24 protein-coding genes are annotated in these 25,873 nt (G+C 65.8%); 10 read left to right on the top strand and 14 right to left on the bottom strand.

Translation table 11 applies throughout. The features are described from left to right. Window positions 1-56: 56 nt before the first annotated feature. The 5 genes from ntrX to dusB are packed head-to-tail and all read right to left on the bottom strand — an operon-like array spanning window position 57 to window position 7,231. The gene (ntrX, locus tag ASE82_RS03210) at window positions 57-1,433 is read right to left on the bottom strand and encodes a nitrogen assimilation response regulator NtrX (protein ID WP_056058755.1); all 1,377 of its coding nucleotides are present in this window, start codon (window positions 1,431-1,433) and stop codon (window positions 57-59) included. A gap of 4 nt (window positions 1,434-1,437) precedes the next feature. Continuing rightward, window positions 1,438-3,675 carry a sensor histidine kinase gene (locus tag ASE82_RS03205; protein ID WP_156348732.1) on the bottom strand — a complete coding sequence of 746 codons (2,238 nt, stop codon included), beginning with the start codon at window positions 3,673-3,675 and terminating at the stop codon, window positions 1,438-1,440. Between the two features lie 52 nt (window positions 3,676-3,727). Next, complete coding sequence (gene ntrC, locus ASE82_RS03200) at window positions 3,728-5,185, bottom strand: nitrogen regulation protein NR(I) (RefSeq protein WP_056058752.1); 1,458 nt, start codon at window positions 5,183-5,185, stop codon at window positions 3,728-3,730. Further along, window positions 5,182-6,246, bottom strand: coding sequence for a two-component system sensor histidine kinase NtrB (locus ASE82_RS03195; RefSeq protein ID WP_056058749.1), 1,065 nt, complete (start codon window positions 6,244-6,246; stop codon window positions 5,182-5,184). Before ASE82_RS03195 ends, ntrC begins: the two co-directional genes overlap by 4 nt. Continuing rightward, window positions 6,233-7,231 carry a tRNA dihydrouridine synthase DusB gene (gene dusB, locus ASE82_RS03190; RefSeq protein ID WP_056058746.1) on the bottom strand — a complete coding sequence of 333 codons (999 nt, stop codon included), beginning with the start codon at window positions 7,229-7,231 and terminating at the stop codon, window positions 6,233-6,235. Before dusB ends, ASE82_RS03195 begins: the two co-directional genes overlap by 14 nt. A gap of 91 nt (window positions 7,232-7,322) precedes the next feature. Here dusB and ASE82_RS03185 point away from each other — a divergent pair, with 91 nt between their 5' ends. Genes ASE82_RS03185 through ASE82_RS03175 form a run of 3 tightly spaced genes read left to right on the top strand, consistent with a single transcriptional unit; the run spans window position 7,323 to window position 9,507 of the window. Next, the gene (locus tag ASE82_RS03185; RefSeq protein WP_056058743.1) at window positions 7,323-8,471 is read left to right on the top strand and encodes a bifunctional 2-C-methyl-D-erythritol 4-phosphate cytidylyltransferase/2-C-methyl-D-erythritol 2,4-cyclodiphosphate synthase; all 1,149 of its coding nucleotides are present in this window, start codon (window positions 7,323-7,325) and stop codon (window positions 8,469-8,471) included. Next, complete coding sequence (locus ASE82_RS03180; protein ID WP_056058740.1) at window positions 8,468-8,992, top strand: hypothetical protein; 525 nt, start codon at window positions 8,468-8,470, stop codon at window positions 8,990-8,992. Before ASE82_RS03185 ends, ASE82_RS03180 begins: the two co-directional genes overlap by 4 nt. Then, a complete protein-coding gene (locus ASE82_RS03175; RefSeq protein ID WP_056048893.1) occupies window positions 8,992-9,507 on the top strand; it encodes a CinA family protein in 516 nt (171 codons plus the stop codon). Before ASE82_RS03180 ends, ASE82_RS03175 begins: the two co-directional genes overlap by 1 nt. Here ASE82_RS03175 and ASE82_RS03170 read toward each other — a convergent pair. Together ASE82_RS03170 and lipA are read right to left on the bottom strand one after the other, a co-directional pair. Further along, entirely contained in the window at window positions 9,453-9,926 is a 474-nt protein-coding gene (locus ASE82_RS03170) for a type II toxin-antitoxin system RatA family toxin (protein ID WP_056058737.1), read from the bottom strand. The two genes, ASE82_RS03175 and ASE82_RS03170, sit on opposite strands and share 55 nt — an antisense overlap. After that, the gene (gene lipA, locus ASE82_RS03165) at window positions 9,926-10,852 is read right to left on the bottom strand and encodes a lipoyl synthase (RefSeq protein WP_056058734.1); all 927 of its coding nucleotides are present in this window, start codon (window positions 10,850-10,852) and stop codon (window positions 9,926-9,928) included. The genes ASE82_RS03170 and lipA overlap by 1 nt, the downstream gene beginning before the upstream one ends. 174 nt (window positions 10,853-11,026) lie before the next feature. Between lipA and ASE82_RS03160 the strand changes: the two genes are divergently transcribed. Further along, complete coding sequence (locus ASE82_RS03160; protein ID WP_056058731.1) at window positions 11,027-11,668, top strand: carbonic anhydrase; 642 nt, start codon at window positions 11,027-11,029, stop codon at window positions 11,666-11,668. A gap of 4 nt (window positions 11,669-11,672) precedes the next feature. On the opposite strand, the gene ASE82_RS03155 is transcribed toward ASE82_RS03160, so the two are convergent. The 3 genes from ASE82_RS03155 to aspS all read right to left on the bottom strand — a co-directional run bounded on the left by ASE82_RS03155 (window position 11,673) and on the right by aspS (window position 15,886). After that, the gene (locus tag ASE82_RS03155; protein ID WP_056058728.1) at window positions 11,673-12,449 is read right to left on the bottom strand and encodes a polyphosphate kinase 2 family protein; all 777 of its coding nucleotides are present in this window, start codon (window positions 12,447-12,449) and stop codon (window positions 11,673-11,675) included. Next, on the bottom strand, window positions 12,446-13,846 hold the full coding sequence (locus ASE82_RS03150; protein WP_235524474.1) for an APC family permease: 1,401 nt from the start codon (window positions 13,844-13,846) through the stop codon (window positions 12,446-12,448). The genes ASE82_RS03155 and ASE82_RS03150 overlap by 4 nt, the downstream gene beginning before the upstream one ends. Before the next feature lie 216 nt (window positions 13,847-14,062). Further along, window positions 14,063-15,886 carry an aspartate--tRNA ligase gene (aspS, locus tag ASE82_RS03145; protein ID WP_200910638.1) on the bottom strand — a complete coding sequence of 608 codons (1,824 nt, stop codon included), beginning with the start codon at window positions 15,884-15,886 and terminating at the stop codon, window positions 14,063-14,065. A gap of 91 nt (window positions 15,887-15,977) precedes the next feature. Between aspS and rnd the strand changes: the two genes are divergently transcribed. Together rnd and ASE82_RS03135 are read left to right on the top strand one after the other, a co-directional pair. Next, window positions 15,978-17,153: a ribonuclease D gene (gene rnd, locus ASE82_RS03140; protein ID WP_056058725.1), complete on the top strand. Its 1,176-nt coding sequence runs from the start codon at window positions 15,978-15,980 to the stop codon at window positions 17,151-17,153. Beyond that, entirely contained in the window at window positions 17,150-17,446 is a 297-nt protein-coding gene (locus ASE82_RS03135; protein ID WP_056058722.1) for an I78 family peptidase inhibitor, read from the top strand. Before rnd ends, ASE82_RS03135 begins: the two co-directional genes overlap by 4 nt. Window positions 17,447-17,477: 31 nt before the next feature. On the opposite strand, the gene ASE82_RS03130 is transcribed toward ASE82_RS03135, so the two are convergent. Genes ASE82_RS03130 through ASE82_RS03115 form a run of 4 tightly spaced genes read right to left on the bottom strand, consistent with a single transcriptional unit; the run spans window position 17,478 to window position 23,134 of the window. Then, on the bottom strand, window positions 17,478-18,989 hold the full coding sequence (locus tag ASE82_RS03130) for a Ppx/GppA family phosphatase (protein ID WP_056058719.1): 1,512 nt from the start codon (window positions 18,987-18,989) through the stop codon (window positions 17,478-17,480). After that, window positions 18,986-21,151, bottom strand: a complete 2,166-nt coding sequence (locus tag ASE82_RS03125; protein ID WP_056058715.1) for an RNA degradosome polyphosphate kinase — start codon at window positions 21,149-21,151, stop codon at window positions 18,986-18,988. Before ASE82_RS03125 ends, ASE82_RS03130 begins: the two co-directional genes overlap by 4 nt. Window positions 21,152-21,167: 16 nt before the next feature. After that, entirely contained in the window at window positions 21,168-21,812 is a 645-nt protein-coding gene (locus tag ASE82_RS03120) for an HdaA/DnaA family protein (protein ID WP_056050416.1), read from the bottom strand. A gap of 11 nt (window positions 21,813-21,823) precedes the next feature. Beyond that, on the bottom strand, window positions 21,824-23,134 hold the full coding sequence (locus ASE82_RS03115) for a heavy-metal-associated domain-containing protein (protein WP_435368522.1): 1,311 nt from the start codon (window positions 23,132-23,134) through the stop codon (window positions 21,824-21,826). Here ASE82_RS03115 and purM point away from each other — a divergent pair. Genes purM through ASE82_RS03095 form a run of 4 tightly spaced genes read left to right on the top strand, consistent with a single transcriptional unit; the run spans window position 23,133 to window position 25,777 of the window. Further along, window positions 23,133-24,248: a phosphoribosylformylglycinamidine cyclo-ligase gene (purM, locus tag ASE82_RS03110; protein WP_056058713.1), complete on the top strand. Its 1,116-nt coding sequence runs from the start codon at window positions 23,133-23,135 to the stop codon at window positions 24,246-24,248. The genes ASE82_RS03115 and purM overlap by 2 nt on opposite strands. Then, complete coding sequence (gene purN / locus ASE82_RS03105; protein WP_056058710.1) at window positions 24,241-24,813, top strand: phosphoribosylglycinamide formyltransferase; 573 nt, start codon at window positions 24,241-24,243, stop codon at window positions 24,811-24,813. The genes purM and purN overlap by 8 nt, the downstream gene beginning before the upstream one ends. Then, the gene (locus tag ASE82_RS03100; RefSeq protein WP_056058707.1) at window positions 24,810-25,175 is read left to right on the top strand and encodes an MmcQ/YjbR family DNA-binding protein; all 366 of its coding nucleotides are present in this window, start codon (window positions 24,810-24,812) and stop codon (window positions 25,173-25,175) included. The genes purN and ASE82_RS03100 overlap by 4 nt, the downstream gene beginning before the upstream one ends. Further along, window positions 25,172-25,777 carry a hypothetical protein gene (locus ASE82_RS03095; protein WP_056058704.1) on the top strand — a complete coding sequence of 202 codons (606 nt, stop codon included), beginning with the start codon at window positions 25,172-25,174 and terminating at the stop codon, window positions 25,775-25,777. The genes ASE82_RS03100 and ASE82_RS03095 overlap by 4 nt, the downstream gene beginning before the upstream one ends. Window positions 25,778-25,873: the final 96 nt, after the last annotated feature.

Below are 25,873 nucleotides of genomic sequence, written 5' to 3'. Positions count from 1 at the left end.
GTACTGATCTATGATCGCCGCCCTGCTATATCCAGAGGGCGGCGAAATTACGGCGTCTATTCCTCGCGGGTTTCGGTGATGCCCAGCAGCTTCAATTTTCGATGAAGCGCCGAACGCTCCATGCCGATGAAGCTGGCCGTCCGCGAGATATTTCCCGAGAAACGTCGGATCTGCACCCGAAGATATTCGCGCTCGAACGTCTCGCGCGCTTCCCGCAAAGGCGAGCCCATGATCGCGGTCGATCCGGCCGATCCGATATCGCCTTGATCGCCCAAGACCTCGGCCGGCAACAGGTCGAGATCGATCCGCCCGATCCGGTCTCCCGGCGCCAGAATGATCGTGCGCTCGACGACATTGCGCAACTGCCGGACATTTCCCGGCCAGTCGTAGGATTGCAACGCAACCATCGCGTCCGGCGCGATTTCCGGCGTCGGCACGCGGCGCTCGGATGCGTAGTGCGCAATGAAATGCTGAACCAGCGCGGGGATGTCCTCGCGACGATCGGACAGCGGCGGGATCATCACCGGTACGACGTTGAGCCGGTAATACAGATCTTCGCGGAACCGTCCTTCGGCGATTTCGAAGACGAGGTCGCGAGCCGTCGCGGAGACGACACGAACGTCGACCTTGACGACGCGCGTACCACCTACCCGCGTAAAGCTCTGGTCAGTCAGGGCGCGCAGGATACGGGCCTGCGTCGCGATCGGCATGTCAGCGATCTCGTCGAGGAACAACGTGCCGCCATGCGCCTGTTCGAACAGACCGGGACGGACGAGATCGCCCGCTTCCTCGACACCGAACAGTTCCTCATCCATTCGCTCGGGCGTCATCCGCGCGGCGCTAACGATGATGAACGGCGCGTCGGTCCTCAGGCTCCAGCCGTGCAGCAGGCGCGCTGCGACTTCCTTGCCGACCCCCGCCGCGCCCATGATGAGGACGCGGCTGCCGGTTGCGGCTACCCGCTTCAGAGTCGCGCGAACGCCGTTGATCGAGCCCGAACTGCCGGTCAGGTCGGTTTCGCGGCCGACCGTGGCGCGCAGCGTCGCGACCTCGCGACGGAGCCGTTCGGTCTCGGTCGCGCGGGCTACCATCAGCAGGAGCCGCTCGGCCTCGAACGGCTTTTCGATAAAGTCGGACGCCCCGCGGCGGATTGCGGCGACGGCGGTATCCAAATTGCCGTGCCCCGAAATCACCAGCACCGGGATCGACGGATCGCGCCGCTTGATCTCGTCGAGCAGCTCCAGCCCATCGAGACGCGAGCCCTGCAGCCACACATCGAGCAGCACCAGCGACGGACGCCGCGCCGCGATCGCTTCCAAGGCAGAATCGCTGTCGCCAGCATCGCGCGTCTCATAGCCTTCGTCCTCCAGGACGCCGGCTACGAGTTCGCGAATGTCACGTTCGTCGTCCACGACGAGAATATCGAGCGCCATTAAATCATGTCCGGTTGCGGGTCATCGTGTCGAGTCGGCCCTCCCCAGCCAACTCGGATGCGGATGCCCCTTGGTCGAGCGCGGCCAGCGCCTTGGCGTCGAAGGTCATGGTGACGAGTGTACCGCCCCCCGGCCGATCGGAAAAGCCGATCGTGCCGCAATGCTCCTCGATGATCTTCTTGACGATGGCAAGGCCGAGGCCTGTGCCACGGGCACGGGTCGTTACATAAGGTTCGACGATCCGGTCCCGCTCCGCGGGTAGCCCAATGCCGGTGTCTGCCACTGCGATGCCGACCGTGTTGGCATCGCTCGTCAATGTCATCGTGACCGATCCGCCGGGTTCACCGCGAGTTTCAATGGCTTCCACCGCGTTCTTGACGATGTTCGTGAGCGCCTGACCGATCTGGCGACGGTCGCAAACCAGCGTGAGACCCGGATCGTCCTGCACCAGTTGAAAGCTGATCGCGGGATGCGCGACCTCGTGCAAGAACAGCGCCTGGCGCGCGGCATCTACCAGCGATTCCTCGCGGAACACCGGCTTCGGCATCCGCGCGAACGAGGAAAATTCATCGACCATGCGACGAAGATCGCCAACCTGGCGGATGATCGTGTCGGTCAATCGCGAGAACGTACCGTCCTGCGCCTCGATCTTGCCACCATAGCGACGCTGGAGGCGCTCGGCCGCGAGTTGGATCGGCGTCAAAGGGTTCTTGATCTCATGCGCGATCCGGCGAGCGACGTCCGACCATGCCGCGCGGCGTTGATCGAGCAGCTGCTGCGTGATGTCGTCGAACGTCAGGATCGGGCCGGTAGCCGGCCGGGCGATCCGCACGGCAAGCGTACGAACCTCGCTCCCCTGCCCGACTTCGACGATCGCCTCGCGGTCGCCGCCATCTAGCATCGCGTCGAGCTCGGGCGCGACATCGACCAGGCGCCGTCCGACCAGCCCGCCAGTATCGGTGCCTAGCAACGTCGTCGCCGAATCGTTCGCAATTGTGATCGTCCGCTCGCGTCCGGTTGCGACGACGCCTGCGGAAACCCCCGCCATCACCGCCTCGATCAGTGCGCGACGGCTTTCGAGCTGGCCGTTGGCGGTGACGAGCTCGGTGTTCTGCGCCTCCAGCTGCCCGGTCATCTGGTTGAACGCGTTGGCGAGTGTGCCGACCTCATCGCGGCTGCGCGGATCGGGGACACGCGCGGTCAGGTCGCCAGCTGCCACCCGACGTGCGGCGTCGACGAGCTCGCCAACCGGCCGGACGAGACGATCCGCAACCGCCAGCGCGATCCACACTGCAATCCCTACGATCAGCAACGAGATCAACAACAGTGCTGCATTGAACTGCAACTGGAGACTGCGCGCCCTGGCCAGGAGCGATCGATAACTCTTCAGCACGTCGTTCGCACGCGTGGTCTGTTCGGAGAGTGATTTCGTGTCCTCGACGCGGCCCGCATAAAGGAACAACTCGTCAGATCCGGGCAGCATCGTGATCGTCTGGATACGATCGCCCGTCACCGCCACGACCGCGCTTTTGCCTGACCGCAGCTCGGCAATCGCCGAGGGTGTGACACGGCGCGTAAAGTCGATCTCGTACGGGTTGACGATCGCCAGCGTCTGGATTCCCTGCTGCGGGGACAGCTTGAACAGCGCGGCTTCCGAGAGGCTGCGAAAATAGACCTGCTGGAGGAACCAGCCGGAAAAATCCGGGCTCTGCAGCGAGCGCTCTCGGAGATAGGCAGACATGTCGCTTGCCATCGTCACGGTGGCTTCCTGCCAGCGGTTGAGCTGGCGTGCGTAGGACGACTGGGCAAGCCCGGTCGCATTCTCGAGCATCCCGCGCGCCTGATCGGAATACCAGAACTGAACGCCATATTGGAACAGCAGCGATGCGAAGATCGTCACCAGCAGCATCGGCACGGCGGCGACGATCGAGAACAAAGCGACGAGGCGAACGTGGAGGCGACCGCCACCGCCGACCGGCGAACGCGCTGCACGGCGCATGGCCACACGTCGCCCAAGCAACATGAGGAGAGCGATGCCGGGCACGAGGTTCGCGACAAGCAGGAGTGCTACCAGGGGTGGTGGGATCAGGCGCTGCGGTGCGTCGCTGCCGGTGATGATAAAGTAGCTCGTGACGGCGATCGCGATCGCCACGCCGAGCACGACCGCCTCTACGGCAGGCGTCACGGCAAACCGGTGTGCAGGCCCGTCATCGTCCATCGGTAGCGTCGCGGAAGCGATCATCGTTGCCCCGATACAACGTCAACCGTTGCCGTGAAACCACATAATGACAGAATTACCGCCGTTCCGGTTCGTCTACGCGGAGCGCGTCGCTGCCGATCGTACCGCCGATATCGATGCCGAGCGTATCGAGGCGTTTACGCAGGGTATTGCGGTTGATCCCCATCGCGCGCGCGGCCCGAAGCTGATTCTGACCATGACGCGCCAGCATCGCCTCGATCAACGGCCGTTCGACTTCGCCGATCACGCGGTCGTAGAGCGTGCCGTCGTCGAGTGCGGCTGGATCGTCATGAGCGATGCGCTCGATCATCGCGCGGACGGCTTGTCCGATATCGAGGTCGACCGGGTCGGTGAGCGAGGCGTGGCGGCCGATCATGGTACGGATCGCGTCCGCGTCGATGATTTCGTCGCGAGACAAGACCGCCAGCCGCCGCATAAGATTTTCGAGTTCGCGAACGTTGCCCGGCCAGTCATGCCCGCCGAGCGCGACCAGCGCGTCACTGGCAAGCTGACGCCGTGGAAGGCCCTGTGCAGCGGCGTGATCCAGGAAATGCCGCGCGAGCAACGCGATGTCCTGACGTCGTTCGCGAAGGGGCGGCAACGTGATCGGGACAACATTGAGCCGGTAGAACAGGTCTTCGCGGAACTGCCCCGTCGCGACCTGCGACGCCAGATCGCGGTTGGTTGCGGCGACGATGCGAACGTCGACGCGGATCGTCCGTACGCCACCGACGCTGGTGAACTCGCCCGACTGGAGCACGCGGAGAAGGCGGGTCTGCGCTTCCATCGGCATGTCGCCGATCTCGTCGAGGAACAGCGTGCCGCCCGACGCCTGTTCGAACCGGCCGGCGTTGCGCGTCGCTGCGCCAGTGAACGCGCCGCGTTCATGTCCGAACAGTTCGGCCTCGATCAGTTCACGCGGAATCGCGGCCATGTTGATCGCGACGAACGGTGCCGCGCTACGCGGCCCGAGATCATGGATCGCGCGCGCGACGAGTTCCTTGCCGGTGCCCGATTCGCCGGAGATCAGCACGGTCAGATCGTTCGATACGACGCGGGCGATGATCCGGTAGACGTCCTGCATCGCCGCCGAGCGACCGATCAGGGGCAGCGCGCGGTCCGCCTCGTGGAGCGCATCCTCAGACACCATCCCGCCCCGCGCCAGCGCTCCGGCAACCGCGCGGCTCAGCACGTCGAGGTCGAACGGCTTGGGCAGATATTCGTACGCCCCAACCTCGGCCGCGCGGACCGCCGTGGTCAGCGTGTTCTGCGCAGAGAGGACGATGATCGGGAGCAGCGGAAACCGCGCAGAAACGCTGCGGACATGGTCGATGCCGTCGCCGTCGGGGAGGATGACGTCGGTGATGAGAACGTCGGGCAGCAACACCGCAAGCGCGCGTTCGAGTTGCGCGAGGCTGTCGGCGACGGTGACGTCATGCCCGGCGCGACGGAGAGCCTGCGCGACGACGGTACGAATCGCGGCGTCGTCATCGACGACCAGGACCGTACTCATGACGCGGCTCTCGGCAGCAAGAGGCGAAGGACGGTCATCTCGGGGTTTCCTTCGCGGCCGTATTGGACGATGCCGCCCATGTCCCTGGTTAGCTTGTCGACCAGCGCGAGGCCAAGCCCCTGCCCTTCGCGTCGGCCCGATACGAACGGGTCGAACAGGTGATCGGCGATGTCGGCGGGGGCGCCGGGGCCGTTGTCAAAGATACAAATCTCGATCGGCAACGGCAGGCGCGGCTTGCCGGGTGCCGAACTTACCGTGATGCCGTGCCGATAAGCGGTCGTCATCACGATCCGCGGTTCGCGTTCGTTGCGAACGGCTTCGCGGGCATTCTTCAGCAGGTTTATGACGATCTGCAGCAGCGCATCGCGGTTGATCTGCGCGGGCGGGAGCGACGGATCGAAGCGTTCCTCAATTGTTATGCCGCGCGCGAAACCGGCGAGTGCAAGTCGGCGGGCGTGACCGAGCAGCGGATAGATGTTCTCGCTGGCGAGCGGCAGAGGCCGCGTGTCGCTGAAGTCCTGCATGCGGTCGATCAGCGCGGCGATGCGATCGACTTCGGTCACGATCAACGTGGTAAGTTCGCCCGCACCAAGCAGTTGCGCGGCGCCGCGGATACCGGACAGCGGATTCTTGATTTCGTGCGCGAGCATCGCCGCGGCACCGACCGCAGCCCTCGCTCCAGCGGCGCGATCCGCGGAGTGTCCGAGCCGCCGCGAGGTGGCGGATGCGTGCAAGGTTATCGCGCGCCAGCCCGGGTAGTCGGCGATCTGCGTCTCGGCGAAATCTGCGCGGATCTTGACACCGCGAGCGGTCGAGATTTCGGTGTCGTAGACGGCGAGAGCGTGTCCGTCCCGATTTCGCGGATCGTCTGGCGGCGGGATGATCGCATCGAGCGGTTGTCCCATCATCAACCGTTCCGAGAGGTTCAGCAGTTGCTCGGCGAGCGCGTTGGCATGTGCGACCCGGTGGTCGGGATCGACGACCACCACAGCCACCGGCAGTGCGGCGAAGAGTTCTGCGAACCCCGGCCGATTGCGCGATGGCGTATCAGGCTGCCGCAAGTTCGCGCCAGGGAGCGTAGAACTCGGCCAGCATCGCCTTGACCTGCTTGGGATCGGGGACTTGGTTCACCTTGTTACGGAACTCGGCTGATCCGGGGAGGCCCTTGGTGTACCAACCGATATGTTTCCGGGCCATGTTGACGCCGGTCTCGATCCCGTAATGCTCGAGCATCGCCTCGTAATGGCCTGCGATCGCGTCATATTGTTCGGTGATCGACGGATCCTCGATGCGACGGCCGGTGGCGAACCACTCCATCACCTGACCGAGAACCCAGGGGCGGCCGTAGGAACCGCGACCGATCATCAGGCCATCGGCGCCGGATTGGTCCATCGCCGCCTCGGCGTCCTCGATAGTGCAGATGTCGCCGTTGACGATCACCGGCACTGTGACCGCGTCCTTGACCTTGCGGACAAAGCCCCAATCGGCATTGCCCTTGTACATCTGGTTGCGCGTGCGGCCGTGGACGGTGATCAGTTTGATGCCGAGGTCTTCGGCGATGCGCGCGAGGTCGGGCGCATTCAGGCTGTCGTGGCACCAGCCCATGCGCATCTTAAGCGTCACGGGGACGTCGACCGCCTTGACCGTCGCCTCGATGATCGCGCTGGCGAGCTTGGTGTCGCGCATCAGCGCCGAGCCCGCGTCGCCGTTGACGACTTTCCGCACCGGACAGCCCATGTTGATGTCGATGATCGCCGCGCCGCGATCCTGGCTGAGCTTGGCGGCCTCGCCCATTTCGTACGGCGTGCAGCCGATAAGCTGCATCGATACCGGCTCCTCGAGCCGGTCCCATGCCGCCTTCTGCAACGACTGGCGCGTCTCGCGGATCGCCGCCTGGCTGGCGACCATCTCGGTGACGTTGAGGCCCGAGCCATAGCGTCGCACAAGCGTGCGGAACGGCATGTCGGTGACGCCGGTCATCGGCGCGAGCACGACGGGGCTTTCGATCCGGACGGGACCGATCTGGATAGGAGCAAGGTTACGCATGGATGTGCCTGAAAAAGAGGCATCCCCCTACCTCAACCTGCCGTTTCAGGCAAGGCTGGCGAGGGCCGGAGCGAAGCGCTAGGTCGCGAGGATGACACACGCAAAGCGTATCGTTGCGATCATCGTCGCTGCCGGGACCGGCGTGCGCGCGGGCGGATCGGTCCCCAAGCAGTTCGCACTGATCGCCGGCAGGCCGATGATCGCCCACTCCCATGAGGCGTTCGCGACGCATCCGGCTATCGCCGAAACGCTCGTCGTCGTCGCCGAGGGCCAGCAGGGTTTGGCGACCGCCGCATTGGGGGACGCGCCAACCCTGGTTGGCGGTGCTACGCGCCGCGAGTCGGTTAGCATTGGCCTCGCGGCGGTCGGCGACGCGACGCACGTATTGATCCACGATGCTGCCCGCCCCTTCCTGTCACACGCGGTCATCGATTCGCTTGTCGCCGCCTTGAAGACCCGGGACGCGGCCATTCCGGTGCTGCCGGTGATCGATACGCTCGCCCGCGGCAGCGTCCTGCTCGGCGGCATCGTGCCGCGCGCGGACCTCAACCGGGTGCAGACTCCCCAGGCATTTGCGGTGGAGGCCCTGCGCGCCGCGCATGCCGTCTGGCCCGCGGACGAAGAAGCCACCGACGACGCGCAGATGGTGCGACGGCTTGGCGTCGGCGTCGCGTTGGTGCAGGGCTCGGCGATGCTCGAGAAAGTCACTCACCCAGAAGATTTCGCAGCCGCCGAAGCGCGTATCGCCTACGAAACCCGCACCGCGATGGGCTTCGACGTCCACCGCCTCGAAACCGGCGAGGAGCTCTGGCTCGGCGGCGTCCTGATCCCGCACGACAAGGGGCTGTCGGGGCATAGCGACGCCGACGTCGCGCTTCACGCGCTGACCGACGCGCTGCTCGGCACGATCGCGGCGGGCGATATCGGCACGCATTTCCCGCCGAGCGACCCGCAGTGGAAGGGTGCCGACTCCGCGCAGTTCCTCCAGCATGCCGCCAAGCTGATCGCCGACAAGCGCGGCCGGATCGATTTCGTCGACCTGACGATCATGTGCGAGGCGCCGAAGATCGGCCCGCACCGCGCGGCGATGACCGCGCGGATCGCCGACCTGCTCGGGCTGACGCTCGACCGGGTCAGTGTCAAGGCGACCACGACCGAGCGCCTCGGCTTCACCGGCCGCGGCGAGGGTATCGCTGCTCAGGCGGTCGCGACCATTCGGCTGCCCGGATCGCCGCTTTGAAGATCGCGGCAGCGCTTGCGGGGATCGCCCTCCTCGCCAGTCCGGCAGTGGCGCAACCGCGCTGCATCACCGGGCCCGAGGCCGAATCGCTCACGCTCGTCGCGATGCCCGACATTCTCCGCGAAACCGGTCGCGTCTGCGCGGCGCAGCTTCCCGCTGCTAGCCTCATCCGGCGGCAGTCGAGTGCGCTGATCGACCGGTATCAGGTTGAGTCGGACCGCGCTTGGCCAGCCGCCCGCGCGGCGATCGTCAAGCTCAGCGATCCCGCGGTCGACGCGATGCTTGATTCTGAATTTGCGCGGCCGCTGTTGACGACGTTGCTGGTACCGCAGATCGTCGGACGGATCGCAACGCGCGATTGCGGGACGATCGATCGGATGGTGACGCTGCTCCAGCCCTTGCCACCGCGCAACACCGCGGGCATCGTCGTCGAGACGTTGCGGTACCTCAAATCCCAGAAGTCGCGCAGCGGTGATATTGCCGCGGTGGCGATGCTGCTCTGCCCGGTGGAGACTCGCTGATGGACACGATCCTTCCCGCCGAACTGGTCGACGCCGCGCGTAAAGTCGTGGAGCAGAACCGCGCGATCGGCCGCAGGGTCGCGGTCGCCGAGAGTTGCACCGGCGGGCTCGTCGCGGCGGCGCTGACCGAGATTCCCGGGTCCTCCGACGTGTTCGAGGTCGGCTTCGTCACCTATTCGAACGCCGCCAAGCTCGGCGTGCTCAAGATCAGTTCGGACGTCCTCGAGACGTTCGGCGCAGTGTCGATCGCGGTTGCGTGGAGCATGGCGCAAGCTGCGCTCAAGCAGTCGGGCGCCGACATCGCGGTGGCCATCACTGGCGTTGCAGGGCCCGGGGGCGGATCGCTCAAGAAGCCCGTCGGCACTGTGGTGTTTGGTCGCGCCGAAAAGGGTCGTGACCCGTCCGACGTTCACGCCGATCGCAAGGATTTCGGCGATCTCGGTCGTGGCGGCATCCGGCTTCAGGCCGCGTTGTGCGCGCTCGAACTCTTATTGCCGGACGCTTCGGCGCCATAAAGCTCGGCGGCGCGGGTCTCGAACGCACCGATCATCTTCCGCAGTGCAGCGCCGAACACCTGCCCGGCGATCATCTCGAACATCCGGTTCTTGAACGCGAAATCGACCGTGAAGTCGACGGCGCAGCCCTGCGGCTCGGGCCGAAAATGCCATTCGTTGCGCAGATACTTGAGCGGACCATCGACGTAATCGACGGTGAGTTCGCTCGGGCGCACCTTCTCCACCCGCGACGTGAACGTCTCGCGCAGGCCCTTGAAGCCGACGATCATGTCGGCGAGCGTCTCGGTCTCGCTGTTCGAGCGCACGCGCATCGCACTGACCCAGGGCAGGAACTCGGCGTAGCGGCCGACATCGGCGACCAGGTCGAACATCTGCTCAGGGGTGTAGGGCAAATGGCGCGTTTCCGAATGCTTCGGCATCAGATGCGCACGACGCCCAGCTTTGCGTCGCGGTTCGCGCGCAATTTTTCGAAATCGTCGCCCGCGTGATAGCTCGACCGGGTCAGCGGCGACGACGCGACCAGCAGGAAGCCCTTGGCGCGGGCGATCGAGGCATAGGCGTCAAACGCCTTGGGCGGCACGAACTCGGCGACCTTGGCGTGACGCGGAGTCGGCTGGAGATACTGGCCCATCGTCAGGAAATCGATGTCGGCGCAGCGCATGTCGTCCATCACCTGATGGATCTCCAGACGCTCCTCGCCGAGGCCGAGCATCACGCCCGACTTGGTGAAGATCGATGGATCATGCTTCTTCACGCTCTCCAGCAGCCGCAGCGACGCATAGTAGCGCGCGCCTGGGCGGATGGTCGGATAGAGCCGCGGCACCGTTTCGAGATTGTGGTTGTAGACGTCGGGGCGTGCCTCGACGATCGACTCGATCGCGGCCTGCGCCTTGTTGCGGAAGTCGGGAGTCAGGATCTCGATCGTTGTGGTCGGGTTCGACGCGCGGATCGCCTGGATCACCTTCACGAACTGGGACGCGCCGCCATCGGGGAGATCGTCGCGATCGACCGAGGTGATGACGATGTGGTTGAGCCCCATCTGCGCGGCTGCGTCGGCGACGTTCTGCGGCTCCATCCGATCGACCGCGCGCGGCATGCCCGTCTTCACGTTGCAGAACGCGCACGCCCGCGTGCAGGTGTCGCCGAGGATCATGACCGTCGCGTGCTTCTTCGACCAGCATTCGCCGATGTTGGGGCATGCCGCCTCTTCGCAGACGGTGGTGAGGCTTTTCGAGCGCATCAGTTCCCGCGTTTTCGCGAAGCCAGCGGAGGTCGGCGCCTTGACGCGGATCCAGTCGGGCTTGCGCGCACGGACCGGCGCAGCCATCGGGGTCATGTCGTTCATGCACGCCAGATAGCCCCGCCCTGCGGTTGAGACAATGGCGGCGCATGCCATCTGCGGGTTGGAACAGCCGGAAGAACCGGATAAAATCATGGAACCAGTTTAAACATGACAAGTTTGTCATGTTGCATCGCAAACTGATATGGAAGGCTAACCGTGCCAACTCACTTTCCGGAAATGATCGAAGGCTATTACCGCTTCAAGGACGGTCCCTGGGAGGAGCAGCGCGAGCGCTGGAAGGAATTGCAGGATGGCCAGAGCCCGAAAGTGATGATCATCGCCTGTTCGGACAGCCGCGTCGAACCCGCGCAGATTTTCGACACGCTGCCGGGCGAAGTGTTCGTCGTCCGCAACGTCGCCAACCTAGTGCCGCCCTACGAGACCGGTGGCGGCCATCACGGCGTGTCGGCGGCGATCGAGTTCGCCGTCACGCAGCTGAAGGTCGAAGAGATCGTCGTGATGGGCCATGAGAAGTGCGGCGGCTGCAAGGCCGCGCTGACCCAGGCCTTTGCCGACGCAGACCATGGCGCAGGTGGGTTCGTGTCCGACTGGGTCAGCCTGCTCGACGGCGCGCGCGAGAAGGTCGTTGCGAAATACGGCGACAGCGAAGAGGCGGGTCGCGAGATGGAGCTCGAGTCGGTGCGCACCTCGATCGCCAATCTGCGCACCTTCCCGTTCGTCAGAAGGGCCGAGGCCGCCGGTACGCTGGCGCTGCGCGGTGCCTATTTCGGCATCGACAAGGGCCAGATGCTGCTGCTCAACGAGGATGACGAGTTCATCCAGGCCGAGGCAGCAGAGGCCAAGTCCGCGAAAGCCTGACGCGTCAGCGAAGGCCCAGCGCCTTCTCCGCCACCTTCTTGACCTTCGGGTCGAGCGGTGGCGGGATCATCGACACGCCGGCTTCGAGGCGGTCCGCGATCAGCGTCAGCGCTGCGATCCGGGCCGCCTTCTTGTCGTTGCCGTCGATCACCGTCCACGGCGCGGTCGCGGTGTCGGTGCGCGCGAACATCTCGGCCATCGCCTCCAGATACTCTTCGCGGCGCGATCGGTTGTGGAAATCGTCGAGCCCGGTCTTCCAATGCTTCCACGGATCGTCGAGCCGCGCCTTCAACCGCCGGTCCTGCTCCTTCTGCGTGGTGTGGATGAACAGCTTGATCAGCGTCGTGCCGCTCTCGACCTGCTGCGCCTCGAACGCGTTGATCTCGTCGTAGCCGTGCCGCCATTCGGTCTCGCTGGCGAACCCCTCGACGCGCTCGACTAGGACACGGCCGTACCAGCTGCGATCGAACACCGCGATGTTGCCGTTCGCGGGCAGACGGTTCCAGAAGCGCCAGAGGAAATGATGCGCCTTCTCGTCCGCGGTCGGCGCCGAGATCGGCCAGACCTTGTAGTTGCGCGGGTCCCATTCGGCCGACAGGCGCTGAATGATGCCGCCCTTGCCCGCTGCGTCCCAGCCTTCGAACATCACGATCGCGCGCGTACCGCCGACGATGTGCGCGACCTGGATATGCTCGAGGCGCTTTTGCAGCGCGGCGAGGTCGTGCTTGTACTTGCCGTCGTAGTCGTCGCCGTCTTCGTAGTCGGCCAGGTGTATCGTCATGCATCGCGCTCCGTCGCAAGGGTCGGGATCTGAACGTTCCAGGCGCCCCGTCGGCGCAGGACGAACCAATAATAGGCGATCGACAGCAAGATCTGCGCAGCCGTCATGATCAAACCGGGGCGCCCCTCTTCCAGATCAAGCCAGCTCGTCCAGCAGACATGGCCGAGCGCGAGCAGTGTCACGACCGGAGCAAGCGGGTATAACGGCATCTGGTAGGGTGCATGGGCGGTCTTGCCGGTACGCCTGCCGACCATCGCCGCGACGCAGATGCCCGCGTAGATCGCGACGAGGCCGGTGCCGCTGAGCACCAGCAGCAACTGGAGCGGCAGGAAGCACGCGACGATCCCGAACCCGCCCACCAGCAGCGTGCCCACCCAGGGCGAGCCGAATTTCGGGTGAACCTGTGTCATCCACCGGTCGAGCGGACGGCCCCAGCTTCCGTCGCGCGCGGTGCCGTAGAAGAAGCGCGCGCAGGCGAGGATGCAGGCGATCACCGCGTTGACGATCGCGACGACGACGCCGATCGAGATCCAGTTTGCCATCGTGGTGCCGCTGCGCAGGGCGACGAGCAGGCCGAACGGGTCGTCGGCGGTGAGCGTGGCGTGGAGATCGGGTGCGCCGACCAGGACCGCGACGATCGGGATGCCCTCGAACAGCAGCGTCAGCGCGAGCGACGCCATGATCGCGCGCGCGATCAGCCGGGGGGCGTCGAGCATCTCCTCGCCGAAGTAAACCGTGGCGCCGTAGCCGTTGAGCGCGAAGATCGCGATCGAGGTGGCGACACCGATCGATGCTGCGGACGCGGGGACGAGATTGGCTCCTTGCGGCATGACCGGGTGGATCAGGAGGTCGCCGATCGGGCGGACGGTGTCAGCGAACCCGAGCCAGACGACCGCGCCGATCGCCAGCATCTCGACCAGCAGGAAGAGGCCGGTGAGCCAGGCGTTGACGCGAATCTGGAGGATCGCGACCAGCGTCGATCCTGCGACCACGGCGATAGCGATGGGGATCTGCGGCAGGCCGGGGACCAGCGTGCCGAGCACCGCGCTGACGCCCAGGCCTGCGACCGGGGGGAAGAGCAGGTTGTTGAAGACGTTGACGCCGAGCATGACGAACCCCGCCATCGGTCCGAGCGTATGCGCGACCGCGACATACTCGCCACCTGCGACCGGCCATGCGGAGGAGAGTTCGGCGTAGACGAACGCGGTGGCGACACAGACGAGTCCGGCGAGCAGCGTTGCCCACACCGCACCGGTGCCGGCGACCTGGAGCATGCCAGGGACGATGACGAACACCGACGATGCGGGAGTCGCGACGGAGAGGGTAAGGAACAGGACGCCCATGACGCCGAGGCTGCGGACGAGGCTTGGCGCCGGTGTTATCTGATCGTCGCGCATGCCAACCCCTTATCGTGCAGAGGTATTTGCATGGTTGAGGGGGTTGAGGAAGCGTGGGACGTATTTCCCTCGCCCCTTCGGGGAGAGGGAGGGGCCCGCCCGCGCTTGCGGGTGGGAGGGTGAGGGGACGTTGGTTTGCACCAACCTCCCCTCACCCTCCCGTCGCCAAGCGGCTCCTCCTTCCCTCTCCCCGTAGGGGCGAGGGACAGGAAGAAGTTATCCAGCGTTGGGCGCGACCACCTTGGCGGGATCCTTCGGGCCATCCACCGTCAACCGAATGTTGAGTTCCTTCAGCTGCTTGGCGCTGACCGGGCTCGGCGCGCCCATCATCAGGTCCTCGGCCTTCTGGTTCATCGGGAACAGCACGACCTCGCGGATGTTCGGCTCGCCCGCGAGCAGCATGACCATCCGGTCGATCCCCGGTGCCGAGCCACCATGCGGCGGTGCGCCGACCTTGAACGCGTTGATCATGCCCGCGAAGTTCGTGTCGACGTCGGCCTGCGTATAGCCGGCGATCTCGAAGGCCTTGTACATGATTTCCGGACGATGGTTCCGGATCGCGCCCGACGACAGCTCGACGCCGTTGCAGACGATATCGTACTGGTACGCCAGGATATCGAGCGGGTCCTTGTTTTCCAGCGCGTCCATTTCGCCCTGCGGCATTGAGAACGGGTTGTGGCTGAAATCGACCTTCTTCGCGTCCTCGTCATATTCGAACATCGGGAAGTCGACGATCCAGCAGAACTCGAACCGGTTCTCGTCGATCAGGCCGAGGTCGGCACCGATCCGCGCCCGGGCGGCGCCCGCAAGCTTCGAGGCGGGCAGCTCCTTCCCAGCCGCGAAGAAGATGCCGTCGTTCGGGCCGAGGCCCATCTCGGCGATCAGCTTCCGGGTCGCTTCCTCGCCGTGATTCTTGGCGATCGGGCCGCCGAGTTCGCCGTTCTTCTGCGTGATGTAGCCGAGCCCGGCATGCCCCTCGGCGCGCGCCCAGTCGTTCATGTCGGTGAAGAACTTGCGGCTCTTGTCGGCGGTGTTCGGCGCGGGGATCGCGCGGACCACGTCACCGCCGGCGACGATCCCGGCGAACAGGCCGAAGCCCGAATCGACGAAGTGATGGCCGACGTCGTGGATCAGGATCGGGTTGCGCAGGTCGGGCTTGTCGCTGCCATATTTCAGCATCGATTCGCGGTAGGGGATGCGCTTGAACGGAAGCGCGGAAACCTGGCGCCCCTTTCCCTGCCAGTCGGCGAACTCCTCGAACACGCCGTGCAACACAGGCTCGATCGCGTTGAACACGTCGTCCTGCGTGACGAAGCTCATCTCGAAGTCGAGCTGGTAGAATTCGCCGGGCGAGCGATCGGCGCGCGCGTCTTCGTCGCGGAAGCAGGGCGCGATCTGGAAATAGCGGTCGAACCCCGCGACCATCAGCAGCTGCTTGAACATCTGCGGCGCCTGCGGGAGCGCGTAGAACTTGCCCGGATGGACGCGGCTCGGCACGAGATAATCGCGCGCACCCTCGGGCGACGATGCGGTCAGGATCGGCGTCTGGAATTCGGTGAACCCCTGCGAGTTCATGCGGTTGCGCAGCGAGGTGATCACCTGGCTGCGGAGCATGATGTTGGCGTGGAGCCGCTCGCGACGCAGGTCGAGATAGCGATAGCGCAGGCGGATATCCTCGGGATACTCGGCCTCGCCTGCGACCGGCATCGGCAGCTCGCCGGCCATCGACTGCACGGTCGCCGCGGTCGCGCGGATCTCGATCCCGCCGGTCGGCAGGTTCGGGTTCACGGCTTCCGGCGCCCGTGCGGTGACCTTGCCGGTGATCGTCACCACGCTCTCGCTCTTCAGACCCTCGATGACCTTGAAGACCGGGCCGCTGACGTCGGTGACGATCTGGGTGATGCCGTAGTGATCGCGCAGATCGATGAAGACGAGGTCGCCGTGATCGCGCTTCTTGTGGACCCAGCCGGAGACGCGGACCTCTTCGCCGACCTGTTCGGGGCGGAGGGCGGCGCAGTTGTGGGTGCGATAGGCGTGCATGATGGGTCTTCTCGGACGATAAACAGGTGGTCCGCGCTTCCCTTCCCTTCCGGGCTTTGTCAACCCGGACGAGGCTCGCTATGGACGGGCGATGCATATCCACCCGCTTATCTCCGACAGCGCCACGCTCGCCAATCTGTGCGCGCGCATGGCCGACGCCGACTATGTGTGCGTCGACACCGAATTCATGCGCGAGAGCACCTATTACCCGGAGCTTTGCCTGATCCAGATCGCCGACGACAAGGAAGCCGCGGCGATCGACCCGATGGCGCCGGGCATCGACCTGAAGCCACTACTCGACCTGCTGGTCGAGAATCACGACGTGCTGAAGGTTGTTCATGCCGGCGGGCAGGACATCGAGATCGTCTATAATCTGACGGGCAAGACGCCTTTCCCGCTGTTCGACACGCAGGTCGCGGCGATGGCGCTCGGCCAGGGCGAGCAGATCGGCTATTCGAACCTGGTCGACAGCTGGCTCGGGATCGCGGTCGACAAGGGCGCGCGGTTCACCGATTGGGCGCGCCGGCCGCTCGACGCGCGGCAGATCGAATACGCGATCGGCGACGTCACCCATCTGTCGAAGATATTCCCGAAGATGTTGGAGCGGTTGCGCAAGACCGGGCGCGGGGTGTGGCTCGATCAGGAGATGGAGCGGCTCGGGGATACGGCGAATTATGCGAACGATCCCGATCTGGCGTGGAAGCGCGTGCGGATTTCCGGGCGCAAGCCTGACGTGCTGGGGCGGTTGAAGGCGCTGGCGCGGTGGCGTGAGCTGGAGGCGCAGGCGAAGGATCTGCCGCGCGGGCGGATCGTCAAGGACGAGACGCTCGGCGACATGGCGGGGCATCCGCCGAAGAAGCAGGCGGACTTGGCACGCGTGCGTGGATTGTCGGCGACTTGGGCCGGCAACGACATCGGTGGCCGCTTGATGGCGGCGATCGAGGGCGCGCAACCGCTCGGCGACGATGAACTGCCGCCACGTGACGATCGCAAGCCCGGACTTGGCAGGGAGGGTTCGCTGGTGGCGGACCTCCTCAAGCTACTGCTGAAGATCCGCTCGCGAGACATTGATGTCGCGTCGAAATTGCTCGCACGCACCGACGAACTGGAGGCGCTGGCTGCGGGCGTGCGGACCGGGCTGCCGATGCTCGAAGGCTGGCGGTTCGATCAGTTCGGCCGCGATGCGCTCGATCTGGTCGAGGGGCGGCTGGCGTTCGCGGTCATCGGCGGGAAGCTCAAGATGACGCGTACGGAGGATGCCGCATGAGGATCGTTCTGGTCGCAGCCTTGCTGGCTTCGGCGGCGTGTACGCCAGTCGAGATGCGTGGCGAGACGCCTGCCGCTTCGCCAGTCGCAGCCGCCTGCAATGCCGACTCGCTCGGCGATCTGGTCGGCAAGCGGGCTAGCGATGCTCGGGCTGACGTCATGCAGACGCGGTCGGGCGCGCGCACGCTCCGTTGGATCGCGCCGAACACGTCCGTGACGATGGATTTCCGTGCTGATCGTCTGAATGTCTATGTAGACGCCAAGGGCCGGATCGAACGCTTCACCTGCGCTTGAACCCTTTGACCCTCCCCTAAAAGGGGAGAATTTAGGAAAGAGCCAGTACGGGTTTGCGTCCCAGGGCGGCGGCAAGCGCGTTATGGCGACGTTCCACCGCCTCGCCGTAGAGCCCACGATCATCGGGGCGCAGCGTCAGCGTAAGTGATACCCCGTCATCTGCGAGCCCTGATCGCTTCAAAGGTCCTGCTAAGCCACCACTCATTCGCTGGCCTAGTCGCATAGCGAGGCCCCAAGCAGTCGCGCTTTTCACCGCTGCCGGAGACGCGAGGCGACCAACTGTTTCACCGGCGGAGAGATCGCCACCAAGGCTCGTGTAAAGAGCTTGCGCCAGCATCCCGCGAGCCGGCGCGTCGATCGCGACCCAGTTGCCGTGCAACGCGACCTCGACGCCACGTTCGGCGCGGAACTCGGGGTTGGCGCGCCAGCCTACGTCGGCGAGCAGGCATGCCGTGTGGCGGATGCGGGCCATTGCGGGCGGCTCGGTAGTGAACAGCGGCGCGATCCAGCATTCCAGGAGATCGCCGTGCTCGGGAAAGCGGCCGAGCAGGCGACCCTCTTCGCGGGCGGCAACGATCAGCGGATCGAGAGTTCGGTCTGCGGGCTTCAGGCCTTCGTAGAGAAGGCCTTCGCGCAGGCCATAGGCGGACACGATCGTCGTCCGGCTGCCGAGCTGCCGCATCAGTACGCCGAGCAACGCCGCGGCGTCCGCGAGCGTTGCCGTGCGGCCCGACGACAGCCCCGGGATCGCCTTCAGGCGCGGCTTGGAAAGTTGGGGGATCGTCCGACTTAGGCGGGTGATCGTCGCCGCGGTCATCAAATATTGGTGGATGATCGGCAGCGGATAGTCCGACAGTTCCATGTCGAGCCGCGCCAGCGCGCGCCATGATCCGCCGACCAGATAGAGCGGAAGCCCCTGCCCCTTCGCCGTCCAGCCCGCCTCGCGCACCAGACGCGCCACATAGCGGGCGAGCACCTTGCCGCGCTTGGCGCGGATGGGGCCGATGCGGAGGACGCCGAGCGGGAACGAGACGCGGTCCTCGATCTTGCCACGGCGGACGCGGACGAGTTCGAGACTGCCACCACCGAGATCGCCGACGATGCCATCCGCTTCGGGAATCGCGGATAGGACACCGTAGCCGGCCGCGCTGGCTTCCTGCTCGCCCGACAGCGTTTCGACGGTTAGACCGAGTTGTTCAGCCGCGGCAATGAGTTCGCCGCCGTTCTTCGCATCGCGTACCGCTGCGGTCGCGACCGTGCGAAGCGTCGAGCATTCCATTTCTTTCGCCACCGCCGCGAACCGTGCCAGCGCGACGCGTGCCGTCTTCAGCGCCGACTTCTCGATCGCGCCTGTAGCAGCAAGCCCTCGCCCGAGCCCCGCCAACACCTTCTCATTGAACCGGATCGCGGGGAGCCGCGGGGGCCCCTGGTAGACCACCAGACGGATCGAGTTCGAGCCGATGTCGATGATCCCGGTGCGCGGATGATCGTCGGTCTCGGCCCTGGGCGGGGAATTGCCGAACAGGATATTCGTGACGCTCATCGTTTTCGGCGGAGCGACAGGGTCGGTACGGCATTGCTGGTCGCGAGCGAAGCGCCGCGGCCGGAGAGCGAAGGATTCGTCATGAAATACCGATGCAGGTTGAACGGGCGGTCGCCGGGATCGACGCGGCTATATTCGCCGTCGGGGCCTAGCTCCCAACTCTGCTCGTTGTCGATCAGGTTCGCGACCATCACCTGATCGAGGATCTGGTCGTGGACGGTCGGGTTGAGGATCGGCAGCATGTATTCGACGCGGCGGTCGAAGTTGCGCGGCATCCAGTCGGCAGACGAGATGAACAGCTTCGCACCGTCGTTGGGGAGCGCCTTGCCATTGCCGAACGCCCAGATACGGCTGTGTTCGAGGAACCGGCCGATCACGGATTTTACGCGGATCGTCTCGGACAGGCCAGGCACGCCGGGACGCAGGCAACAGATGCCGCGGATGATGAGGTCGATCTCGACCCCTGCCCCGCTCGCCTCGTACAGCTTCTCGATCACCGCAGGGTCGACCAGCGAGTTCATCTTCGCCCAGACGCCGGCGGGCTTGCCGGCGCGCGCGTTGGCGATCTCGACGTCGATCAGGTTCATCAGGTTCTGCCGCAGGTCACGCGGCGACAGGCTGACGCGCGCCATGTCGGTCGGTTCGACATAGCCGGTGATGTAGTTGAACATCTGCGCTGCATCGCGTCCGACCGCGGCGTCGGCGGTGAAGAAGCTGAGGTCGGTGTAGATCTTGGCGGTGACCGGGTGATAATTGCCCGTCCCGAAATGGCAGTAGGTGCGGAACGCCTGACCTTCGCGGCGGACGACCAGCGAGACCTTAGCGTGCGTCTTCCAGTCGATGAAGCCGTAGACGACCTGCACGCCCGCGCGTTCCAGCGCGGAGGCCCAGACCATGTTCTGCTCTTCGTCGAACCGCGCCTTCAGCTCGACGACCGCGGTGACGGACTTGCCCGCTTCGGCCGCAGTGATGAGTGCATTGATGACCGCGGGCTGCTTGCCGGCGCGGTAGAGCGTCTGCTTGATCGCGACGACATCGGGGTCGTTCGCCGCCTGCTTGAGGAAGGCGAGCACAACCTCGAACGTCTCGTACGGGTGGTGGACGACGATGTCCTTGGCCTTGATCGCCGCGAAGCAGTCGCCGCCGAATTCGCGGATTCGCTCGGGGAAACGCGGCGTGAAGGGCGGGAACTTCAGATCGGGGCGATCTTCGTCGACAAGGCCGTCGAGGTCGACGATGCCGAGCAGGTTGCCGCTCTCGGTGATGATCGCGTCCGCACCGCCGAGTTCGTCCTTGAGAACCGCAGCGAGCACGTCGGGAATGCCGGTTTCGAGTTCCAGGCGGATCACGCGGCCGCGGCGGCGGCGTTTGATCGCGTTGGCGAAGTAGCGGACGAGGTCCTCGGCCTCCTCCTCGATCTCCATGTCGCTGTCGCGGAGGACGCGGAAGCTGGCCGCGGCGAGGACTTCGTAGCCGGGGAAGAGGACCGGCGCGAACCGCTTCAGGATCGATTCGATCGAGATGTAGCGCGCAGGCTCGCCAGGCAAGCGGACGAAGCGCGTCATCGTATGCGGTAGCATGACCAGTTCGCGGACCGGCTCGTTATCCGAACGGCGGACGAGGTCGAAGATCACCGAGAGGCCGCGGTTGGGGATGAACGGGAACGGATGTGCGGGGTCGAGCGCCTGCGGGGTCAGGATCGGGAAAATCTGATCGCGGAAATGCGTTTCGAGCCATTCGTCGGCCTCGCCCTCGACAGCCTCGCGCCGGAGGACGAACAGTCCGGCCTCGTCGAGCAGCACGCGCAGGTCACCCCATACCGCCTGCTGGCTCGCCATCAATTCGTCGGCCTCGCGGACGATCGCGGTTAGCTGCTGGCCCGCGGTGAGCCCGTCGGCTGAGCGTCGATCGACGTCCTGCGTCTGCTGCCCCTTCAGGCCGGCGACGCGGACCATAAAGAATTCGTCGAGGTTCGACCCCGAGATCGACAGGAAGCGTAACCGCTCGAGCAGCGGGTGCGCGGGGTTGCACGCCTCCTCCAGCACACGCCGGTTGAACGCGAGCCAGGAGAGCTCGCGGTTGAAATACCGGTCGTTCGGCTCTGCACCGATGGGATCGTCGTCGTCTTCCGATTGGCGGACGATATGCGCTGGACGGTTCATCGGGCCTCTTGGGTGCTTATGGTGGCGTAAAGAGCGGAAGGTCGAGAGCGAGTTGCGGCCGGAGGATCAGCCCGGCCTCGGTGAGTGTGGTTCGTGCAAGAGGAATGGACAAGCGCTTGCGACGTTCCATCGCCTCCTGATCCAGCGCATCGACGGTTCGCGTTACGGTAATATGACTGCGCTCGATTCTGGTCGCGAGCCAGTCGATCAGATCGGGCCGCGCATCGAGGCTGCGGCGCTCGAACAGGTGCGCCAGCAACAGCCGCATGAGCTCGTCGTCGGGCGCGCCGATCGCCGCGATCGGGCTGGCGGCGAGACGCGAGCGGAGGTCGGGGAGCTTCACCTTCCATTCGGGCGGTGCGGCGTCGGCGACGATCAGCAGCGGCCTGTGCTCCTCCTGCGCGCGGTTCCAGGCGTGGAACAGCTGCGCCTCGGGCACGCGCTCGGCATCGTCGATGATCGTGCCGCCACTCTTCGCCGCGAAGATCCGCGCGAGCAGGCTGCGGCCCGATTTGCGGGGGCCGGTGAGAATGGCGGTCATGACGGGCCAAGTCGCGGTGTGCTCCAGCGTGTGGACGGCGCGCGAATTGGAGGGGGTAACCAGGAAGGCGTCGTCGCGAGGGTCCGCCGGCCACCCGAGTGGCAGCGCAATTTGAGTCATCTTGGTCGCGCTCACCCTGTCGTCGCATTGTCCGCGGGCAAGTCCGGCGGAAGAAGTTGGGCGACCCGGCGGATGCGGATCGTCTGGCCGGAGCCGAATACCTGATAGCCGCGAGCTTCGAGCGCGGTTTTCAGTGCGGCCGGGTCGCCGTCATAGGCGACGCGCATCAGCGAGACACCGCCGAGCGCGAGACTGGTGGTGGCCGCCGAGCGGACGCCGGGGATCGCGCGGAGTGCGGCTTCGGTCGAGGACACGTTTGCTGCGGCCGGCGTATCGAACTGGACGATGATCGAGATACCAGCGCCACCCGTAAGGACGGCGGTATTGGCGTCGGCGGTCTCGTCGATGGGCAGGTCGTCGATCACCGCGGCTTCGGGCGGCGGCGGTGGCGAGAGGCTGTAGTCGACTCGGAGCGAGCCATTGCGGCGTGCCTGCTGGTACAGGTCGTCGATCCGCTTCACGCCGGTGTCGAGCAATTGCGCGATGCCATCGGGCGTGCCGACTCGTAGCGTGAAGCTGCCGATCAGGTCGTTGTCGGGGCCGTGGCGCGCTTCGAACACGCCGATCACCGGGCCGCCGGGCCATTGCCGATAGAGCTTCACGACGGGGGTGAGCACGTCGCTCGCGCCATATTGGTCGAGGATCGTCCGCCACCAACCGCGGCCCGGGCGCTGCGTCTGGCCAACGTTGAGCAGGAGCGCATCGGGGCCGGAGCCTGACGGGCGGACATAGTCGATGCTGCTGTTGCCGGTGCGATAGCGCGCCCAAGCCTGCTGCCACTGGGTGCTCTGCTCGAACGCCTGGCCGACTCCGCCCGAATATTGGACAGGGATGACGAGCATCGGCTGCGAGCGATCGGCATAGGTCGAGATGCCGAGGATCGATCCGGCCCGGCCGCGATCGAACAGCACGCCGAGCTTGGCGATGTAACGCTGCGGGCCGATCTGCTCGTTCTCGACGACGATACCCGAGACCAGCGAATCGAGGGTTCCGTCGGAGACGAGGCCACCACCGCCGCCCAGTCGGTTCGACAATTGCACCCAGGCCTTGCGTTGCGCGAGCCGCCAGCCGCCGTAGCGCGCAGCGTCGGCGGTCTTGCCGGCTACGTCGACCGTGACGCCGCTCACCTCGTAGGCGCTGCCGCTGTCGACCGGAGCCGCGCCTCGGCTGCCGCCCTCAATCTGCGCGAGCACGGCTCCGCCGCTCAACAATAGCGCGGCACCAGCAAGCGCGGTGGGAAGGGTACGGATACGCGTCACGCGGGCCTTTTGGCGAAGCAGACGTGGAAATCCAAGCGCGATGTGGCTAGCAGCACCGATCATGACCGATACGCCAGACTCCGCCGCTCCCGCTTCGGGCCCTTACACCTACGCTCAGGCGGGCGTTTCGATCGCCGCGGGCAACGCGCTGGTGCGTGCGATCGCCCCACTCGCGCGCTCGACGCGGCGGCCGGGGGCGGACGCCGATCTCGGCGGCTTCGGCGGGATGTTCGACCTGAAGGCAGCGGGGTTCGTCGATCCTCTGCTGGTCGCGGCGAACGATGGCGTCGGCACCAAGCTGAAGCTGGCGATCGAGTGGGATCGGCATGAGGGGGTCGGCGTCGATCTCGTCGCGATGTGCGTCAACGACCTGATCGTTCAGGGCGCCGAGCCGCTGTTCTTCCTCGATTATTATGCGAGCGGGAAGCTTGATGCAGCGGTCGCCGAGCGCGTCGTGGCGTCGATTGCGGAAGGGTGCAAGACCGCCGGCTGCGCGCTGATCGGGGGCGAGACCGCCGAGATGCCGGGCATGTATGCCGATGGCGATTACGATCTGGCGGGCTTCTGCGTCGGCGCGGTCGAGCGGACCAACGTGCTGACCGGGCGCGAGATCGCCGCGGGCGACGTGATGCTCGGGCTGGCGTCGTCGGGCGTGCATTCGAACGGGTTCTCGCTGGTTCGCAGGCTGGCGACGGATCGCGGGTGGAAGCTCGATCGGCCCGCGCTGTTCGACCAGGACAAGTTGCTGATCGATCACCTGATGGCGCCGACTCGCATCTACGTCGCGAGCCTGCTGCCGTTGCTGCGCGAGCAGAAGATCAAGGGACTGGCGCACATCACCGGCGGAGGCCTGCTCGAGAATATTCCGCGCGTGCTGCCCGACGGCGTCCATGCGGTGGTCGATGCGGATGCGTGGGAGCAGTCGCGGTTGATGGCGTTCCTGCAGGCGCAGGGCGCGATCGAGCCGGAGGAGATGGCGCGGACGTTCAACTGCGGGATCGGCATGGTCGTGATCGTGAGTGCCGACGAGGCCGACGCGGTGACCGCGGCGCTCGAAGCAGCGCACGAGACCGTATTCACGATCGGGCGGATCGAGGCCGGGTCGCATGGCTGCACGGTGCGCGGATCGGCGGGCACCTGGAGCGCGCGCGAGGACTGGACCGCGACGCATGGCTGAGAAGACGCGCGTCGGCGTGCTGATCTCCGGGCGCGGATCGAACATGATGGCGCTGGTCGGCGCGTCACGCGCGGCGGCGTGCCCGTACGAGATCGCATTGGTAGCGTCCGACAAGCCGGAGGCGGCCGGGCTCGAATGGGCCCGCGCTGAGGGCGTGGCAACGTTCGCGCTCTCGCCGAAGGGTCTGGGGAAGCCGGCCTACGAGGCGGCGATCGATGCGGCGTTGCGCGAGGCCGGCGTCGAGGTCGTCGCGCTCGCCGGGTATATGCGGTTGCTGTCGGATGGGTTCGTGGCGGCGTGGCGAGACCGGATCGTCAATATCCATCCGTCGCTGCTGCCCAAGTACAAGGGCCTCGATACGCATGCGCGGGCGATCGCGGCGGGCGATGCTGTCGGTGGGTGCTCGGTGCATGTCGTGACCGAGGAGCTCGATGGCGGCGTGGTGCTGGGGCAGGCCGAGGTGCCGATCCTTCCCGGCGACGATGCGGATGCGCTTGCCGATCGCGTGCTGGTGGCGGAACATGCGTTGTACCCTAAGATCTTGGCGGAGTTCGTGACGCGATGACTGATCTGCCCTCTCTCGACCGCGTTCGCGCGGCGGCTTTGGCGCTGCCGGAGACTGAGGAGAAGGTGTCACACGGTCAGCCGACCTTCTTCGTGGCCGACAGGCAGTTCGCGCAGTTCCGGGCGGATCATCACGGCGATGGATTGACCATGGTGTGCGTGAAGACCAGCGGCACCGATGAACAGACGACGCTCGTCGAGGCGAACCCGGCCGTGTATTCGCGGCCGGCGTATCTTGGCGCGACTGGTTGGGTCGGGATGAACGTTGCCGGTGATCCGGACTGGGCGCTGGTCGAAGACAGGATCGCGCGGAGTTGGGAACTGGCGGCCCCTGCCCGGCTGCTGGAGGCTGGTGGGCGATGAGCACTGAGACTCCGACCGAACGGCGCGAGGCTGCGGCGACGCGGCGGCGTTGGGTGACGCTGGCCGAGGTCGTGGCCGTTGCGGGCGTGCTGATCGCGGCGCTGACGCTGTGGACCAACTGGTCGGATCACCGTGCGAACGAGGCCGACAAGATCGCGGCTCAGTCGAGTGCGGCGCGGGAGCGGACGAAGATCGATCTGTCGGCGATCGTGCAGGATGGCGGCAACACGCTGTTGCTGAAGGATGCGCGGCATGACCTTCAGGACGTGACGATCACGTTTCCGCGGTCTCTGGGCGTCGCGGCGCGGCGGCCTCCGGCGGAACCGGTCATCGATGCGTCGTGGTTCTCGGGGCCGTTGCTGAAGCTTACCGATGGTGGGTCGGACGATCGTGCGGGGCGGCTGCCGGTGCTGGTCAGCGTGCAGTATTTCGACGGGGATACGACGCGGACCGCTAGCGGGATCTACAATGTGATCTGGAAGACCAAGGGGCGGATGCTGCGCGGTCGCGCGCTGAAGCTTGAGGGCTTGCGGGTTCGGCAGCGTGGTGGCGATCAGGCGAAGCTTGATGCGATCTGGGCGAAAGAGAAGCCGGCGGCGTGATTGCCTACCTCTAAACGGCACCACCCCGGCGGAGGCCGGGGTCCAATTGGGGAACGTTGCTAATGGAGGGCAGCGTTCTGTTACTGCGACCTTTCC

Source organism: Sphingomonas sp. Leaf230, assembly GCF_001421745.1.
Taxonomy (GTDB): domain Bacteria; phylum Pseudomonadota; class Alphaproteobacteria; order Sphingomonadales; family Sphingomonadaceae; genus Sphingomonas.
Note: the sequence above shows the minus strand (reverse complement) of the source record. Positions and strands in the feature narration are given on the sequence as shown.

Excerpts from the sequence above, each read along its gene's own strand:
- ntrX (WP_056058755.1), bottom strand. The coding sequence starts at position 1,433 with ATGGCGCTCGATATTCTCGTCGTGGACGACGAACGTGACATTCGCGAA.
- ASE82_RS03205 (WP_156348732.1), bottom strand. The coding sequence starts at position 3,675 with ATGATCGCTTCCGCGACGCTACCGATGGACGATGACGGGCCTGCACAC.
- ntrC (WP_056058752.1), bottom strand. The coding sequence starts at position 5,185 with ATGAGTACGGTCCTGGTCGTCGATGACGACGCCGCGATTCGTACCGTC.
- dusB (WP_056058746.1), bottom strand. The coding sequence starts at position 7,231 with ATGCGTAACCTTGCTCCTATCCAGATCGGTCCCGTCCGGATCGAAAGC.
- ASE82_RS03185 (WP_056058743.1), top strand. The coding sequence starts at position 7,323 with ATGACACACGCAAAGCGTATCGTTGCGATCATCGTCGCTGCCGGGACC.
- ASE82_RS03175 (WP_056048893.1), top strand. The coding sequence starts at position 8,992 with ATGGACACGATCCTTCCCGCCGAACTGGTCGACGCCGCGCGTAAAGTC.
- ASE82_RS03170 (WP_056058737.1), bottom strand. The coding sequence starts at position 9,926 with ATGCCGAAGCATTCGGAAACGCGCCATTTGCCCTACACCCCTGAGCAG.
- lipA (WP_056058734.1), bottom strand. The coding sequence starts at position 10,852 with ATGAACGACATGACCCCGATGGCTGCGCCGGTCCGTGCGCGCAAGCCC.
- ASE82_RS03160 (WP_056058731.1), top strand. The coding sequence starts at position 11,027 with ATGATCGAAGGCTATTACCGCTTCAAGGACGGTCCCTGGGAGGAGCAG.
- ASE82_RS03155 (WP_056058728.1), bottom strand. The coding sequence starts at position 12,449 with ATGACGATACACCTGGCCGACTACGAAGACGGCGACGACTACGACGGC.
- ASE82_RS03150 (WP_235524474.1), bottom strand. The coding sequence starts at position 13,846 with ATGCGCGACGATCAGATAACACCGGCGCCAAGCCTCGTCCGCAGCCTC.
- aspS (WP_200910638.1), bottom strand. The coding sequence starts at position 15,886 with ATGCACGCCTATCGCACCCACAACTGCGCCGCCCTCCGCCCCGAACAG.
- rnd (WP_056058725.1), top strand. The coding sequence starts at position 15,978 with ATGCATATCCACCCGCTTATCTCCGACAGCGCCACGCTCGCCAATCTG.
- ASE82_RS03135 (WP_056058722.1), top strand. The coding sequence starts at position 17,150 with ATGAGGATCGTTCTGGTCGCAGCCTTGCTGGCTTCGGCGGCGTGTACG.
- ASE82_RS03130 (WP_056058719.1), bottom strand. The coding sequence starts at position 18,989 with ATGAGCGTCACGAATATCCTGTTCGGCAATTCCCCGCCCAGGGCCGAG.
- ASE82_RS03125 (WP_056058715.1), bottom strand. The coding sequence starts at position 21,151 with ATGAACCGTCCAGCGCATATCGTCCGCCAATCGGAAGACGACGACGAT.
- ASE82_RS03120 (WP_056050416.1), bottom strand. The coding sequence starts at position 21,812 with ATGACTCAAATTGCGCTGCCACTCGGGTGGCCGGCGGACCCTCGCGAC.
- purM (WP_056058713.1), top strand. The coding sequence starts at position 23,133 with ATGACCGATACGCCAGACTCCGCCGCTCCCGCTTCGGGCCCTTACACC.
- ASE82_RS03115 (WP_435368522.1), bottom strand. The coding sequence starts at position 23,134 with ATGATCGGTGCTGCTAGCCACATCGCGCTTGGATTTCCACGTCTGCTT.
- purN (WP_056058710.1), top strand. The coding sequence starts at position 24,241 with ATGGCTGAGAAGACGCGCGTCGGCGTGCTGATCTCCGGGCGCGGATCG.
- ASE82_RS03100 (WP_056058707.1), top strand. The coding sequence starts at position 24,810 with ATGACTGATCTGCCCTCTCTCGACCGCGTTCGCGCGGCGGCTTTGGCG.
- ASE82_RS03095 (WP_056058704.1), top strand. The coding sequence starts at position 25,172 with ATGAGCACTGAGACTCCGACCGAACGGCGCGAGGCTGCGGCGACGCGG.